General features: G+C 59.1%; 12 protein-coding genes and 2 tRNA genes. 5 read left to right on the top strand and 9 right to left on the bottom strand.

Annotated features, from left to right (window positions below):
• Positions 1-11 precede the first annotated feature (11 nt).
• Positions 12-935, top strand: a complete 924-nt coding sequence (ldtA, locus tag A3466_RS08530; protein WP_063450208.1) for a L,D-transpeptidase — start codon at positions 12-14, stop codon at positions 933-935.
• A gap of 85 nt (positions 936-1020) precedes the next feature.
• Here ldtA and A3466_RS08525 read toward each other — a convergent pair.
• Positions 1021-1096 (bottom strand) — tRNA-Asn (locus tag A3466_RS08525).
• 320 nt (positions 1097-1416) lie between these two features.
• On the opposite strand from A3466_RS08525, the gene nac reads away from it, so the two are divergent.
• Together nac and cbl are read left to right on the top strand one after the other, a co-directional pair.
• Complete coding sequence (gene nac, locus A3466_RS08520) at positions 1417-2334, top strand: nitrogen assimilation transcriptional regulator NAC (protein WP_063450207.1); 918 nt, start codon at positions 1417-1419, stop codon at positions 2332-2334.
• A 96-nt stretch (positions 2335-2430) separates the two neighbouring features.
• The gene (cbl, locus tag A3466_RS08515) at positions 2431-3381 is read left to right on the top strand and encodes an HTH-type transcriptional regulator Cbl (protein ID WP_063450206.1); all 951 of its coding nucleotides are present in this window, start codon (positions 2431-2433) and stop codon (positions 3379-3381) included.
• A gap of 99 nt (positions 3382-3480) precedes the next feature.
• Here cbl and A3466_RS08510 read toward each other — a convergent pair.
• The 6 genes from A3466_RS08510 to A3466_RS08485 all read right to left on the bottom strand — a co-directional run bounded on the left by A3466_RS08510 (position 3481) and on the right by A3466_RS08485 (position 11690).
• Positions 3481-3556: transfer RNA gene (locus A3466_RS08510), tRNA-Asn, on the bottom strand.
• A 167-nt stretch (positions 3557-3723) separates the two neighbouring features.
• On the bottom strand, positions 3724-5913 hold the full coding sequence (locus tag A3466_RS08505; RefSeq protein WP_063450205.1) for a TonB-dependent siderophore receptor: 2190 nt from the start codon (positions 5911-5913) through the stop codon (positions 3724-3726).
• Positions 5914-5939: 26 nt separating this feature from the next.
• Positions 5940-7265, bottom strand: coding sequence for a lysine N(6)-hydroxylase/L-ornithine N(5)-oxygenase family protein (locus tag A3466_RS08500; RefSeq protein ID WP_063450204.1), 1326 nt, complete (start codon positions 7263-7265; stop codon positions 5940-5942).
• Positions 7262-9004, bottom strand: coding sequence for an IucA/IucC family protein (gene iucC / locus A3466_RS08495; RefSeq protein ID WP_074160985.1), 1743 nt, complete (start codon positions 9002-9004; stop codon positions 7262-7264). Before iucC ends, A3466_RS08500 begins: the two co-directional genes overlap by 4 nt.
• Positions 9001-9948 (bottom strand): GNAT family N-acetyltransferase, encoded by a 948-nt coding sequence (locus tag A3466_RS08490; protein ID WP_063450203.1) that lies wholly within the window; start codon positions 9946-9948, stop codon positions 9001-9003. The genes iucC and A3466_RS08490 overlap by 4 nt, the downstream gene beginning before the upstream one ends.
• Positions 9948-11690, bottom strand: coding sequence for an IucA/IucC family protein (locus tag A3466_RS08485; RefSeq protein ID WP_063450202.1), 1743 nt, complete (start codon positions 11688-11690; stop codon positions 9948-9950). The genes A3466_RS08490 and A3466_RS08485 overlap by 1 nt, the downstream gene beginning before the upstream one ends.
• Before the next feature lie 138 nt (positions 11691-11828).
• Here A3466_RS08485 and A3466_RS08480 point away from each other — a divergent pair, with 138 nt between their 5' ends.
• A complete protein-coding gene (locus A3466_RS08480) occupies positions 11829-13028 on the top strand; it encodes an MFS transporter (RefSeq protein ID WP_063450201.1) in 1200 nt (399 codons plus the stop codon).
• A gap of 3 nt (positions 13029-13031) precedes the next feature.
• On the opposite strand, the gene mtfA is transcribed toward A3466_RS08480, so the two are convergent.
• Positions 13032-13829 (bottom strand): DgsA anti-repressor MtfA, encoded by a 798-nt coding sequence (gene mtfA / locus A3466_RS08475; protein WP_003859539.1) that lies wholly within the window; start codon positions 13827-13829, stop codon positions 13032-13034.
• Between the two features lie 265 nt (positions 13830-14094).
• On the opposite strand from mtfA, the gene A3466_RS08470 reads away from it, so the two are divergent.
• Entirely contained in the window at positions 14095-14997 is a 903-nt protein-coding gene (locus A3466_RS08470; protein ID WP_063450200.1) for a LysR family transcriptional regulator, read from the top strand.
• On the opposite strand, the gene A3466_RS08465 is transcribed toward A3466_RS08470, so the two are convergent.
• Complete coding sequence (locus A3466_RS08465) at positions 14969-15760, bottom strand: substrate-binding domain-containing protein (protein ID WP_063450199.1); 792 nt, start codon at positions 15758-15760, stop codon at positions 14969-14971. The genes A3466_RS08470 and A3466_RS08465 overlap by 29 nt on opposite strands.

Below are 15760 nucleotides of genomic sequence, written 5' to 3'. Positions count from 1 at the left end.
TACAGAACACTATGATTCGATTTGCCGCGTTCGTTTTTACGCTTTGTATGCTGGTTCCCGCTGCATCTGCTGTCACTTACCCGTTACCTCCCGAGGGGAGCCGCCTGGTGGGAGCGCCGATAACCGTCACCGTACCTGAAGGCAATACCCTGCCGCTCGAAGCGTTTGCAGCGCAGCACGGGCAGGGGTTGAGCAATATGCTGGAAGCTAACCCGGGGGTAGATCCGTTTTTACCGCGTGCCGGTACACAGCTGGTAGTGCCGCAGCAGTTAATTTTGCCGCCAACGGTGCGCGAGGGGATTGTGGTGAACGTCGCGGAGATGCGTCTTTACTATTATCCACGCGGCAGCAATACGGTTGAGGTCCTGCCTATTGGCATTGGTCAGGCGGGGCGCGAGACGCCGCGTAACTGGGTAACCGCCGTTGAGCGCAAGCAGGAAGGCCCAACCTGGTCACCGACGCCCAACACGCGGCGCGCTTACGCAAAAGAGGGGAAAACGTTGCCCGCGTTCGTCCCTGCCGGGCCGGATAACCCGATGGGGCTGTATGCTCTCTATATCGGCAGGCTGTACGCGATTCACGGTACCAACTCGAATTTCGGCATCGGTCTGCGCGTCAGCCAGGGCTGCATTCGCCTGCGTAATAACGATATCAAATACCTGTTCGATAACGTTTCGGTGGGGACGCGGGTACAGCTTATCGATCAGCCCGTAAAAGTGACCACCGAGCCAGACGGCAGCCGCTGGGTGGAAATTCATGAGCCATTATCACGTAATCGCGCAGAATTTGAATCGACAAACAAGGTGCCGCTGCCCATTACGGCTGCACTGCGGTCGCAGCTCGTGAGCGAGGGCGCGGCCGCTGAGCTGGAACGGCGATCGGGGATGCCGGTGAAGCTTGCTATGCCCGGTGGCGCTGCGCTTACAGGACCGTAGGTCGGGTAAGGCGCAGCCGCCACCCGACAAACTTACCGAACGCAGAAAAGCAAAAAGCCTGCTTTAAAAGCAGGCTTTTCAAATTTGGCTCCTCTGACTGGACTCGAACCAGTGACATACGGATTAACAGTCCGCCGTTCTACCGACTGAACTACAGAGGAATCGTGTGAACGGGGCGCATATTATCGACCTGCGTACGCCTTGTCAAAGGATGGATCGCTGACTTTTAACTGTTTGCTGACAAAACCAGCAAAGTGACGTTTTTGCCAACGGAATGCACCCTTTTTGTGCAGACATACCCCGAATGGGGCAGATCGGAAACCACTGTCCCGGTCTCAAAACTGGCGTCAGCGATTGGCTTTCCTTATTTTCAGCCGCTTAGCGCAGATATTTTCCCGCCGCCAAAAACTGGCATCCATATTGCAAAACCTGTTTAACAACACAGCCGTTACCGGCACGCTATTTTCGAACAGGGGGCAACATGAACTTAAGACGACTGAAATACTTCGTAAAAATCGTCGATATCGGCAGCCTGACCCAGGCGGCTGAAGTGCTGCATATCGCGCAGCCTGCGCTGAGCCAGCAGGTCGCGACTCTGGAAGGCGAAATGGACCAGCAACTGTTGATCCGCACCAAACGCGGCGTAACGCCTACCGAAGCGGGAAAAATTTTATACACCCACGCCCGCACGATCCTGCGTCAGTGCGAACAGGCGCAGCTGGCCGTTCATAATGTGGGGCAGACCCTGAGCGGGCATGTCTCCATCGGCCTGGCGCCGGGAACGGCCGCATCGTCTGTCACCATGCCGCTGCTTCAGGCGGTGCGCGCTGAGCTACCGGAAGTGCTGGTTTATCTGCATGAGAACAGTGGTTCCGTGCTCAATGACAAACTGCTCAACGGTCAGCTGGATATGGCCGTGCTGTACGACCGCTCACCGGTTGCCGGGATCACCAGCCAGCCGCTGCTGAAGGAAGATCTTTATCTGGTCGGGACCCGGGATTGCCCCGGCCAGAGCATTGATTTAACCGCCGTGGCGGAGATGAATCTATTCCTGCCGCGCGACTATAGCGCCGTGCGCGTGCGCGTCGACGAAGCGTTCTCGCTGCGCCGTCTGACGGCGAAAATTATCGGAGAGATTGACTCCATCTCCACGCTGACTGCCGCCATTGCCAGCGGTATGGGGGTTACGGTACTGCCCGAGTCTGCCGCACGTTCACTGTGCAGCGCGGCGAACGGCTGGATGGCCCGCATCACTACGCCATCCATGAGCTTACCGCTCTCTTTGAATATGTCCGCGCGCGGCTCACTGACACCGCAGGCGCAGGCGGTTAAAGAGATCCTGATGTCTCTGGTCAGTAAGCCGTCGCTGGAAAACCGCGAGCTGCAACTGGTCAGCTGATATTCCAAATAAGCATAAGATGCTGGTTTTTATTATTTGTTCTACAGCCCGGCTGACTCTAACAATAGCCTTATGTCAGATGCGCCGGAGTGAATCGTGAATTTCCAGCAACTTAAAATTATTCGTGAGGCGGCCAGGCGGGATTACAACCTGACCGAAGTCGCCAACATGCTCTACACCTCCCAGTCGGGCGTCAGCCGACATATCCGCGAGCTGGAGGAGGAGTTAGGCATTGAGATTTTTATCCGTCGTGGCAAGCGCCTGCTGGGCATGACGGAGCCAGGCAAGGCATTGCTGACCATCGCTGAGCGCATTCTCAACGAGGCCAGCAACGTTCGCCGTCTGGCAGATCTCTTTACCAACGACGCTTCGGGGATGCTGACCATCGCCACCACCCATACGCAGGCGCGCTACAGCCTTCCGACGGTGATCAAAGCCTTTCGTGAAATCTTTCCTGACGTACGGCTCGAGCTCATCCAGGGCACGCCGCAGGAAATCGAAGTGCTGCTGCATAACGGTGGGGCAGATATCGGTATCGCCAGCGAGCGGCTGAGCAACGACCCACTGCTGGTGGCATTCCCGTGGTTCCGCTGGCATCACAGCCTGCTGTTACCCGCCGACCACCCCCTGAACCAGGTTTCGCCATTGACGCTGGAAGAGATCGTCAAATGGCCGCTGATTACCTACCGGCAGGGCATCACCGGACGCTCGCGCATTGATGAAGCGTTCAAGCGTAAAGGGCTCACGCCGGACGTGGTGCTGAGCGCGCAGGATTCAGACGTGATCAAAACCTACGTTGAGCTAGGGCTGGGGATTGGTCTGGTGGCCGAGCAGTCTGGCGCAGAGCGTGAAGCCGATAATCTGGTGCGTCTGGATACGCGTCACCTGTTCGACGCGAACACCGTCTGGCTGGGGCTGAAGCGCGGGCAACTTCAGCGCAACTACGTGTGGCGATTTATCGAGCTCTGCAATGCGGGACTTTCCGTGGATGAGATCAAACGCCAGGTGATGGCGCCGGAAGAAGTGGCGATTGATTATCAGATTTAGTCACTAATCCGTATGCCGGGTAAGGCGCAGCCGCCACCCGGCAAATTTACCGAACCTACAAAAGCAAAAAGCCTGCTATAAAAGCAGGCTTTTCAAATTTGGCTCCTCTGACTGGACTCGAACCAGTGACATACGGATTAACAGTCCGCCGTTCTACCGACTGAACTACAGAGGAATCGTGTGAACGAGGCGAATATTATCGACCTGCGTGCGCCTTGTCAAAGGGGAAAACGACGTTTTTGTTCGTTTGCCGAGAATTTCAGCAAACCGATGATTTAATAGCAGATTTGCTTTCAAATTGCACAGCGAATTGCGCCGCCCGCTGGCAGGCGGCGCGAAGGATCAGAACAGAACGGAGTAGTTCAGACCAAACGTACGTCCACGGCCTTTGTAAGTATACAGACCCGGTGCGCCGTAGGTTGGGCTATACAGCCCCGGTGCGCGCTGGCCCCAGACGGTGGTGTAGTCTTTGTCCAGCAGGTTTTCCACGCTGAAGCTGACTTTCCCTACCGGCAGGGCGTAGCTGCCGAGGAAATCAATGGTGTTATAGCCATCGATCTTCTTACCGTCGGCATCCGACACGTCGAAGGTTTGTGTGCTCTGCACGCGCAGGGCCCAGTCGCCCGGCGCCCAGTTGACCCATGCGCTGGCTTTCGACGGGCTGGCGCTGTCGACCGTCAGCTTCTCCCATTTCCCGTTTTCACGCGTTTCGGACTTGATGGCGTTAAAGTTTGCCCCGGTGCTCCAGTCGCTGTCGGTGAAGAAATAGTCTACCTGGCCTTCAACCCCGTAGATACGACGTTTGTCGTCTTCCAGATTGATGGTCATGTCGCTCTTGTTGATGGTGATGGTTTTATCCGAGAGCGAGTAGTAGGCCGCCACCTGCGTACGCAGGTTATCACCGGTGAAGCGCCAGCCCAGCTCGTAAGCGTTGACCTTAATCCCGTCCAGCGTCGAGTCGTTCACGTTCACGCTGTTTTGCAGACGATAGTGACCATCCACCAGCTGATAGGTGCCGGAACCGTAGTACTTCGCCAGATCCGGGATCTCAAAGCCCTGGGAGAAGTTAAACCACAGCTGCTGCTGTTCGGTCAGACGTCCAAGGATCCCGGCGTTAAACAGGAAGTTGTTGTAATCGGTTTTCCCGCCCGGCACCGCGTCTGCGGAGGTCGCTTTGCCCGTGGCGATGGCCTGCTGCTGGGCGTAACCGACAAAATCATCCACCTTGTTTTCGGTGTACTGGTAGCGCACGCCGCCGCTCAGGGTGATGGCGTCAATGTCATAGCTGGCTTGCAGGAATGGCGCGAGGTTAGTAATGCTGTAACCCGGATAACGGCCCACGTTGTAGGCGTTGTCCAGCTCCATGCCGCCGCTCGCTGCCGCTTTGCTTAAGTCGAAGAACTGCTGGTTGGCGTCGAACGTTTCATGGTCGGCATCCACGCCCCAGGTAAGGGTCAGATCGTCCATCGGCTTGCTGTTCAGCGTCAGCTTGCCGCCGTAAAAATCGGTTTTCTGCTGGGATGCGCCAATGCTGGTTACCGCGCCTTTGCTCAGCGTCGGGAACGGGTAGTAGGTCAGGCTCTCATCACGGTAGTAAATTTGCGCAACCAGATCCTGGCCCCAGAAGTCGGTGTTGGAGTATTGCAGATTAATCAGGTGACGCTCTGTGCCAGGGATACGGTCAGAGTTCAGATTGTCTTTGTTATAGGCTTTGGCATCGCCCGTGACCGCAGCAAAATTCTCCTCGAGGAACAGGCCATGTTTCCCGTCGGATTCGCTCTTGTAGTACTGCGTGGTTAACTGAAGCTGCTGATGATCGTCGATGTTGATGGTGCCTGTTCCCATCACGTCGATACGGTCAGAATACTGCAAGCCGGTCTGGGTGTTATCGATAATCACTTCGTCGCCGTTGCCGTCATACCAGCCGCCGTAGCGCTGATACGAGACCGACAGACGGCCAGACGCGTTATCGTTGCCGCCGCTCACGGCGGCAGAGACGTTCTCATCATGGTCGTTATGGCTGTTAAATCCGCTTTTTGCCCCGGTCTGGAACTCGACTTCGGTCTCCGGCTGGCCTTTTTTGGTGACGATGTTCACCAGCCCGCCGGTACTGCCGCCGCCGTAGAGCGAGGTGGCGCCGGAGATCACTTCGATGCGGTCAATGTTGAACGGATCGATAGAGTCGAGCTGGCGGCTGTCGCTGCGGGAAGAGTTCAGGCGCACGCCGTCCACCATCACCATCATGGAGCGACCGCGCAGGTTCATGCCGTAGTTGGTACGCCCCTGACTGCTGACGTCCATGCCGGGGATCAGCTGGGCCAGCACGTCTTTAATCTCTTTCCCGCCCTGGACCTGCTGCTCAATTTCCGCCCGCTCAATAACCCAGGTGGTCTGTGCCATCTCGGCCACGCTGCGGTGGGCACGGCTGGCGGAGACCACAATATCTTCTTCCTTTTGTTCTTCCGCCCACGCAGAGGTAGAAAGCATGGCAAGCAGGCACGGATTTAAAACCCAAAGATGAGAACGTTTCATTGTTATGTTGATCCTGAATGTGTGTGTCAGTACTCGGTGGTCTTCATTAATGATTTAAAAACCTGGCTATTCTCCGGGCTAGTGGTGCTTCGCCAGTGGATAACGCCGGGGGTGGTTGCCAGTTCAAACGGCTCGTCATCGTGAGCGCGATTCAGAATTCGCGCCGCGCGCCAGGCCATCAGGCTGAGCTGGGGTTCGGCAATACCGAGACGGTGCATCCCGGCGTTGACGGCAAACAGGCGGTTGCGCTGCGGGCCGTCCCATTCAAGGGTGAAATCATTGTTAATGCAGAAGGCGTCATCCTCATCCAGACGCAGTCGGGATGAGAGCGGGGCCAGAAACGCGGGCTGCACGGCGCGGTAGCCGGTGGCGAAAATCACCACGTCGCTCTCCAGCTGTTCATGCCCGCCGTCGAGATGATGCTGTATGCTCAGGCGCTGCCCGTTTTCCAGGCGCGTCAGCGCCGTCACCGAGCGGGACGGCATCAGGTGCGCCCAGGGTTTTTCGCGCAACACTTCGAAACGGTGGTACATGGCGCGGTAAATGGCCAGTAACGACTCCGTGGTGATCCCGTCGGAGGTCATCTTCTGTTCCTGCAACATCTGACGACGCGCGTCGTCACCGAGCGTGGAGAAGCTGTCCACATACTCCGGCGTGAAATACTCGTTAGCAAACGCGGCCTCATCCAGCGCGTTGTAATTGTTGCGGCGCGATACCCAGTTGAGGCTCAGCGGCTGGCCCCATTCCCCTCGGAAGATATTCAAAAACAGATCCGCGCCGCTCTGGCCGCCGCCGACAACGGTGACGCGTTTTCCCGCTAAATCCGGCGCGCGCAGCATCATTTCGCTGGCGTGGAAGCAGGTATCATCCTGCGCGGTGACGCACTCGGGCAGATTGATCTGCTTACCAATCCCCACGCAGACGTGGCGCGCAAGGAAGCGATCCCGCTGGGTCACCACCTCAAACAGGCCGTTTTGCTCATCAAAGCTGACCTGCTGCACCTGCTGGCTGAAGGCCAGATTCGTCAGGTTATCCGCCGCCCAGCACAGGTAATCGGCAAACTCCTCGCGAGAGACGGTGCGCTGCTCGGTGGTCAGAAAACGGTAGAACTTCTTACGCAGAACGAGGTAGTTCAGGAAACTGTGGCGGTTGGTCGGCTCCACGGCGCTGACCAGATCCTTCAGGAAGCTGGTCTGCATATGGCAGTCCGGCACCATCATCCCCGGGTGCCAGGAGAAGTGCGGCTTGCGTTCAAGAAACAGCGAGCTAAAACCGTCCAGCCCCTCTGCCAGCGCGGCGATGCTGAGGTTGAACGGACCGATACCGATGCCGATGAAATCATACGTTTTCATTGCGCTGACTCCTGGGAGACCAGAAAAAGAGGGTTATCAAGATCGCAGACGTAGTTCGGCAGCATGCGGCTGCCGCCGTCGTGTTCAGAGAAGGTCAGTTTGACCGGGTTGAGGATCACGCGAATAATCTGCGGTTTAAACAGGTCGAACTTCGCGAAGCGCGCCGCAAGATCCGGATGGGCGGCCATATAGCGGTGCAGCACCTGTGCCAGGATCTGATAGAAACGCGTTTCGCTCACGCCGCATTGCAGGGTGAGGCGCGAAATAAAGCGCAGCACGGTGACAAAGTTGCCGGTTTGCAGGTCGTGGATGATGTAATCCGCACTGAGGCGCGCGGTGACGGCTTTTACCTGTTCCGGCAGGCTCTGCGCCTGGGGGAAATCTTCGTCTACCAGGCGCATATCGCCCTGAAAATCCTTCAGCAGGATGCGCTGTGGAACGTCGTCTTTCATCACCAGCGTGACATTCTGGCCGTGGGCGATCAGCGCCACGCCGTAGCGGCAGAGCAGGTGATAGAAGGGGATCACCGTCGCCTCAAACAGCCTGTCCAGCCATGCGTCAGCGGTTAATCCCGAGCGTTTGATCCACGCGTCAATCAGCGGGCGCCCCTGGTTGTCGGTTTCCATCAGCGCCGCCATCAGCACCGCCTGTTCGCCGTCCTGTAAATAGCAGGATGGGTTCTCACGCCAGATCACGCCCAACATCTCCTGATAGCGGTACGGCGCCTCAGGCAATGCGGCATAACCCGGATGGGACAGATAGCCGGCTGCGGGTTCGCCAAGCACCTGCGCCCCGGAGCGAATCAGCGTGGCATCGCTGGCGAACTGCTGCTGTAGCCAGCGCGAGGCCAGCGGACCGGCGGCAATGTACTTGCCCGGAATACCGCGGTAGCAGGAGGTGTTGTAGATGGTCAGCGGCAGCTTGATGTCATACGGTGCGCGACGGCTGGCGTTAGTTAGCGTGCGCAGGGACTGCTGCGCCAGATACTCATCGCCAAACTCGCCCAGCTCGACCATTTCGCCGCGCGCGAGCTGCGCCAGGAAATGAATGGCAATTTTTTGCTGCCACTGCCACGGATGCAGCGGCACGGGCAGCCAGTGATCGTCCAGTTCCAGCGCCTGCCAGCGGGCGTCGAACCGGGCGCGCTCGGCATCGTCCATGGCGCTGGCGAGCAGGGCGTTAATGTCGCAATCGGCGTCGCTGCTCCAGACCAGACGCTCGCGCTGCACGGCTACCCAGTGCAGGCGAAAGCGACCGCGATATTCCGGCGCGTACTGGCGTAGCGCATCCAGCCCCCAGCCGCGGCGTCCCTTGTTGAAGATAAACTTTGGGTGACCGCGCATCAGGCACTGTAATTCGTCCGGGTCGAGCTGGATCAGCGCATCGGCGTCCAGCGCTTCACGCGCCTGCACCAGCTGCATGTCGCCGCGCAGCGTGGCATAAAGATCTTCCATGTGCTCCGCCGTTTGCGCGTCGCTCATCTCCAGCACGGTGGCGAGTTGCAGCAGCGCGCTTTCCGCTTCGACCGCCGCGCCGCTGGCGGTGGTCAGGGTGTCCGGATTGATATGCAGCCAGCCCCAGATCCCACGCGTGGCGCGAAACTGCCATGACGCGTTGCCCATGGCGATGCGCCAGCCGTCCGCCGAAACCGGCTCGGCGCGCAGGGTGCGTTCGTATTCCAGTTCAGCAAGGATTTTCGCCACCATCTCGCGGTTCACTTTCTGCCAGAGCGCGTTCACAGTTCCACCTCATGAAAGAAGCGGTGACGCTCGCTCATGATCAGACGAGAGCGCTTGTGCGGGAAGTCGAACTCCTTCACCGTGTCGAAACCGGCGGACGCCAGGTGGCGGAACAGACGCTGGTTGTCGAAGTGCGGCTCGGCGACAATACGCGCCGTGCGCGGTTCATCGAGATACAGATAGTGGCTCAGCCCGCGCAGCCAGCTGCGAATATACTGCGCCCCGCGCCAGCTCTCTTCCCCGACCAGCATGTGCAGCCCACGGTCAAAGGGCTGCCAGCGGTAGTGGCGGCCAATACGGTCTTCTGGCGCCCAGTAGAGTTCAAAATAGCCGAACGGCTCATCGTCAAAGCAGCCGATCACCGGATAGCAGTACGACGAGTCGAGCTGACGACGCAGGTAATTTTCCTGTTCGGCCTGCGGGCCGGCCATCTCCCAGAAGGCGTTCACGCGCGGGGTGTTCATCCAGCGGGTAAAACGCTCGCCGTCCAGCGCCACGTCCGCCACGCGGAAACTCAGGGTACGCTTAATCTGCGGATCGTAACGGCGATAGACTTCACCCTGCGGGCGGTGAGGGCGCAGCGGGAAATAAAGCTGGCGGCTTTCGTCAAACTGCATGCCGCCGCTCGGCTGCGGACGTTCGCCTTTCAGCCACAGCGGCAGTTGCCAGAAACGTTCACGCGCCAGATAATCTCCGCTTACGAGGCTAAACAGCGCCTGCGCCTGGGGTTCATCCTGCCAGGCGGCCCACGGCAGGGTAATGCCCGTCAGGGCGGGCGCGGCTACAAACAGCTGGTCGAGCGCCTCCACCAGCCAGCCGTCCGGGATCCCGGCCAGGCGCTCCAGGACCGCGCTGCCGTCAAGACCCAGGGTCAGCGGCAGGTTTTTTTCCGTGGACGTGCAGCGGAAGCCGTAGCCGGAATGGACGATATTCGCAATGGCCATCACGCCTTCTCCTTATAAAACGGGTTGCTAAAGTCGAAATAGATCACCGCCGGATCGGCGATGGTGTTTTCGTTGCGATCGTGCAGGTAGCAGAAGAAGTTGCCCTTACAGTTCCAGGTCGGGCTGTCGAGCACGTAATCGAGGCAGCGGGTCTGCTTCGCCGTCTTGCGCAGGTCGGCCAGCGCGTCCCGCACGCGGGACATCAGGCTCTCTTCACTGTCGAAGCCGGCAGCGGCGAGGGCGGCGGTCACGGCAAGGGTGGAGTTCAGTAGCAGGTAGTACGGGAAGTAGCGCAGCAGCTGGCTGTCGCCAAAGCGGTTTTCCACGTCGGTTTCGCCCGCTTCTTTAAGCCACGCGTCGGCCCCTTCGGTCCATGCGCTGCCCTGGCAGTCACGGTAGATAAGCCCGACGGGAAAATCCTGCTGCATCTCAACAAGGATATTTTGCTGGTGCGCCAGCAGCACCAGACCGTAGTCCGCTTCGGCGCTGAACAGCGGGAGTAATACGCGGTCGCAGTAGGCATCCAGCCAGCAGCGCGCGGCCTGGGCGAGCGGGAGATCCAGACGTTCGCTCAGCCGGCGAATCGCCGCCGCCAGCAGGCTGTCGCCGCCGTCCGGTGCGGCCTGCGTCAGGCTTACCAGCACGTTGGTTTGCGTTTCAGGGGCAGGGAACAGCAGGTTGACGCGCAGGGCCATCAGGCTCTCTTCCTGAACGACGCCGTGCTCGTCGCACAGGCCCGCCCAGCCGTCTTCCTGCATTACGCGCATGGTCGGGTAGCGCGCCTGTAGCCCCTGCCAGCGTTCCGTTTTCGCCAGTCGCGCCAGGCGCATTCCGCGCTCAACCTCTTTCACCGACAGCGTGCGCACGGAGTTGGTCAGGCGCACGCTCAGGGAGAACTTAATCATGTCACTGTTGGTTTCGCTGTACAACGAGCGGGAGGAGCTGGTGGGCAGCCACTGCGCTCCCGCTTCGCCCAGGTCCTGAAGGGCACCTTTTTCGACCAGACGCTGGCACCAGGGCTGTTCCAGCAGACAGTCAGCCTGCCACGGGTGCATCGGCAGCAGCCAGCGGGTATCGGTGAAGTGGCCAAGCAACGCCGGGGCGCTTTGCGCCGCGAAGCGCAGCAGCCGCTCCCGCAGGGAGACATTCAGGCTATCGCCGGTAATCTGCTTACTCTCAACCGCGAACCAGCGCAGCGGGAAGCGGGAGGCAAAATCCGGCAGATAGCGGCGCGCCTCAGCGTCGTTAAACGGCTCGTGCGACTTAGGTGCCGGGTGAAAGGCGTGGCCGACCAGCAGCGCTTGTTCCGCTTCGGCAAAGGTCAGCGGCCTGGCGCGGAGGTTGGCCCAGTTATGGCGTAAATCAATGGCCTGCCAGGTATGCGTATGGCTTTCCAGCACGCGCTGCGTAAAGCGCGCCAGCGTATCGGCATCCAGAGATCCTTTGACCGACGGTTTTTGCAGAATGAAATCAATCAGTTGATGAAATGTGACCGCGTCACCACCGTCGCTGTCGGCCTGAATTAGCGTGGCCGGGAAACAATACTGGTGATGCTGCGTGGGGGAGAAATAGCGTACTGGAACCCGAATGGCCTGGGTTGGGGAGAGCGGGATATGAATCTGCGATAACTCATCCGCACGGGTTGCGGGAAGATAATGCCAGTCCTTCGTTTCGCGCAGCAGCGCGTTCAAAAAACACTGGGCCGCAACATCTGTACCGGCAGAGCGGGGCAGAGCACGCATAAATGTACCTCATTCCATGACTGATAATAATTCTCGTTATGATATTCATTCTGTTTACAGTCGCAACTATTTTTGCAATATTTGTTTTCATAAACTTCATAATTTCCACACATTTATTGACATTATCTTCACAATTCTATGCGCGCCTCTATTGATAATTTGACTGATGATATTGCCCCGAAGGCCAACTGGCCCCTGGCCCTGGGCGCCGGTTTACTGGGCATCGGACAAAACGGTTTGCTGGTCATGCTGCCGCAGCTGGTATCAATGACCGGTTTTTCGCTCTCCGTCTGGGCCGGGCTGTTGATGTTCGGCTCGATGCTCTTTTTACCCGCATCGCCCTGGTGGGGACGCCAGAGCGAGCGGCGCGGCTGTAAGATCGTTATGCTGGCCTCGTTAGGCGGCTATCTGGTGAGCTTCGTGGTGATGGCGCTGGTGGTCTGGGCGATGGCGAACGGTGCGCTGAATGCCTTCTGGGGAATGGCGGGCCTGATTCTGTCGCGCATGCTGTACGGCCTGACGGTCTCGGGGCTGGTGCCTGCGGCCCAGACGTGGGCCATTCAACGTGCCGGGCTGGATAAAAGAATGGCGGCGCTGGCGACGATAAGCTCTGGCCTTAGCCTCGGGCGTCTGCTGGGGCCGCCGCTGGCCGCGCTGATGCTCAGCCTCAGTCCGGTCGCACCGCTCTGGCTGATGGCGCTGGCACCGCTTATCGCACTGCTGCTGGTGTTGCGCGAGGCTGCGGATCCGCCGCTGCCGCCGGTGGCGCATCAGTCGACGCGGTTACAGGCCTCGATGCTGCCTTTCCTGGCGCTGGCGCTGCTGCTGGCGGCGCTGGTCAGCCTGATGCAGCTTGGCTTATCGCCTCATCTCCACCCGTTATTCAATGGCGATGCCGTGCAAATCAGCCATCATGTCGCGATGCTGCTGAGCCTGGCCGCGCTGGCGACCCTTGCGGCACAGTTTCTGGTGGTGCGCCCGCAGCATTTTAGCCCGAGGGTTTTACTCTTCATTGCCGCAGTTTTGATGGTGGCGGGGCTTGGGCTGATGTGCCTCGCAAGCGTAGCCCTGTTTTACGTGGGCATTGTCATCACCTCGCTGGGTGCCGCCATGGCCACGCCGGGATACCAGCTTTTGCTCAACGATCGGCTGACGACGGGCAAAGGCGCAGGGGTCATTGCCACCAGCCATACGCTGGGGTACGGGGCGAGCGCGCTGCTGGTGCCCGTGGTGACGCGCTTGTACGGTGAGCAGTTCTTGATTACTGCCGCATGGGGTATGGCGGTGCTGTTTCTCGCGGTGAGCGTGTGGGTACGATCAACCGATCGTACCCCTTAAACATTAGTGGAACGGATGTGAGGACGTGCTCGCAGCGTCCTCGCTTTGCCGCAGACGCTGGAGCGGATCCTGCTGGTAAAACTGGCAAAAACGCTGCCACAACGCCGGGAAGCGAGGGGCGAAAAGCTCGGGTGCGCTAAAGAAATACTCGGACAGTACCGCAAAGCACTCGGCGGGATCGGTCGCTGCGTAGGCATCAATGCTGGCCGCACTCTCACCCACCAGGTCTATCTCATCCTGAATGTTTTCCATCGCCGCGTGAAGGTCATGCTCCCAACCTGCGACTTCACGCAGCGGGATCAGCGGCACGCCGCTGGCGCGATCGCCGTTGCGGGTATCCAGCTTATGCGCCACTTCGTGAATAATCAGGTTGAAACCCGAGGCATCGAACGAGTCCTGAATGTCCAGCCAGTTGAGGATGATCGGCCCTTGCTGCCAGCTTTGTCCGGACTGCACCATACGCTGGTTATGCACCAGGCCAATGTCATCCTCCCACTCGTCATCAACGATAAACGGTGCCGGGTAGATCAGCACTTCGTGGAAGCCATCCAGCCATTCGATGCCCAGCTCCAGCACCGGCAGGCAGAAGAGCAGGGCGATGCGCGAATTTTTAAGCGGGTCGAGCTCGAAGCCCTGTAGCGGTACCAGACGTTTTTGCTGTAAAAAACGCTCTGCCAGCTGAATCAGCTTTGATTGCTCTTCAGGCAAGAGATTCGCCAGCACGGGGATCGCCAGAGCCTCATCCCAGGGCAGCGCCATATTTCGACCAGCGTCGTTCGTTTTCCAGGGCCACTTAATCATCGCTTTGCTCGTTACTCGCACGTGAACAAAATGGAAAGGTCAGGGGCTGTTAGCATGCCAACATACTCTGTATAGCAGTATGACACTCCTCTTCGGCAGTTTGCAGACGGGCAGCCTGTTTAAGAGGAATCCAGCCCGCATAAACTATCACTATGTGCCGTCTGGTTGATAGCGCTTTAGGGGTATCCCCTTCATTTTGTGAAGTATGTCGTGCGCGGCTATGATAAATCTCTTCATACCCTATGTGCTTAAGGATCCCGTCCGTATGCCCGTCAATTTTGACCTCAACGATCTCTACGCCTTCCGCGCGCTGCTGGAATACGGCAATTTCCGCCTTGCGGCAGAGTCTATCTGCCTTTCCCAGTCGGCACTGAGTCGCAGAATTGAAAAGCTGGAGGCGGCGCTGGGGGCAAAGCTTTTCGACAGAACCACCCGGCGCGTCACGCTGACCCTGTATGGTCAGACCTTTGCCGACCGGTGCGGGCAACTGCTTGCCGACGTGGAGTCCATGCTTTCGGATATCGATAAAGCCAGCGAGGAGCGCACGGGGCTGATCACCGTGGCGACCGTGCCGTCAGCCGCGTGTTACTTTATGCCGGACGTGATCCGTCGCTTTCAGTCTCGCTACCCCCGCGTACGCATAAAGCTGATAGACAGCAGCGCCGGGAATGTTATTGAGGCCGTCACCCGCGGACAGGCGGATTTTGGTATCTGCTTCGCCCAGAATTTGCAGCCCGACATCGAATGTGTCCCGCTGGTGGAGGACGTCTACGTCGCCGCCTGCCGGCGCGACAGCCCGCTTGCCAAAAGAAAAAGCCTGACGTGGCAGGCTTTTTATCAGCAGGATTATATCGGTCTGGATAAGACGTCCGGCAACCGCAATCTTCTCGACCAGCGGGTCGGGCATATTCGTCCCGAGCGCCCCAGCATCTGCGAAACGCGGCACGTGACGACCATGCTGGGGATGGTTGAAGCCGGGATCGGCATTGCCGCCGTTCCCGCGATGTCGATGCCCCGCGCCGAGTATTCGCTCCTGACGTCGGTCCCTTTAACCGAGCCCGAAGTCAGGCGGACCGTGGGGCTGATTCGCCGTCGCGGGCGGATCCAGTCCTATATTGCTGCCGAACTGGAAGCGCTGATCACCGAGCAGTATCGCGATCTGCGCTAACGGGCTGTAGGCCGGTTGCCGTCACGATCGGTGCTGCATCCGGGGAAGAGAGAAAGGCCAGCAGCGCTTTCCCCCGTTCAGGATGGTCGGCGCTCTGCGTTACGGCGCCGGCAAAGCGGGTTATGTACTGCATGTCGTCAGGCAGCTTGCCCACAAACGTCACACCTGGCACCGGCAGAAGTTCGCTGACCTGCTGAAAGCCGAGGTCGTATTTCCCTTTCGCTACCTCAGACGCCACCGGGATGCGTTCAACCCGGTGCGCTTTACCGTGAACCTGGCCGTCGATGCCCAGTTTCCCGAACAGCTCGCGCTCGACATACCGGCCGCTGGCGCTGTCGGAATACGCCATGGATTGGGCCTTCAGCAGCGTTTGTCGAAGGGCAGCCACCGTACTGATATCCGGCACCGGCGCGCCCGCTTTAACGACCATCCCGACGGGCGAATCCGCCAGCTCCACGCGGGAACCCGGCGCCGTCCAACGATCCTGTTCAAGCTTCTCCAGCGCATCGCCAACCATAATCACCACATCCGCTTTTTCGCCCCGGGCGAGCCGGGCCGGAATAGCCTGCGGCGTTTTGCCCATCGACGGGCCGGAGATCAAAATGAGCCTGTCGCCGCTTTTGGCCTCATACTGGGGCGCCAGCTTCTCCAGCGCCGCTCTGAAGCCGCCTGAAATCATCACTGTAACGTCTTCGGCAAGCGCGCCCGCGCTGAGGGTGGCGAAGGTCAGGGCGGCAATTACCGTTCTGAATTTAAGCATCAT

This window comes from Enterobacter genomosp. S (assembly GCF_001631805.1).
Classification (GTDB): domain Bacteria; phylum Pseudomonadota; class Gammaproteobacteria; order Enterobacterales; family Enterobacteriaceae; genus Enterobacter; species Enterobacter quasihormaechei.
This window is presented reverse-complemented; position numbering and strand designations above follow the sequence as displayed.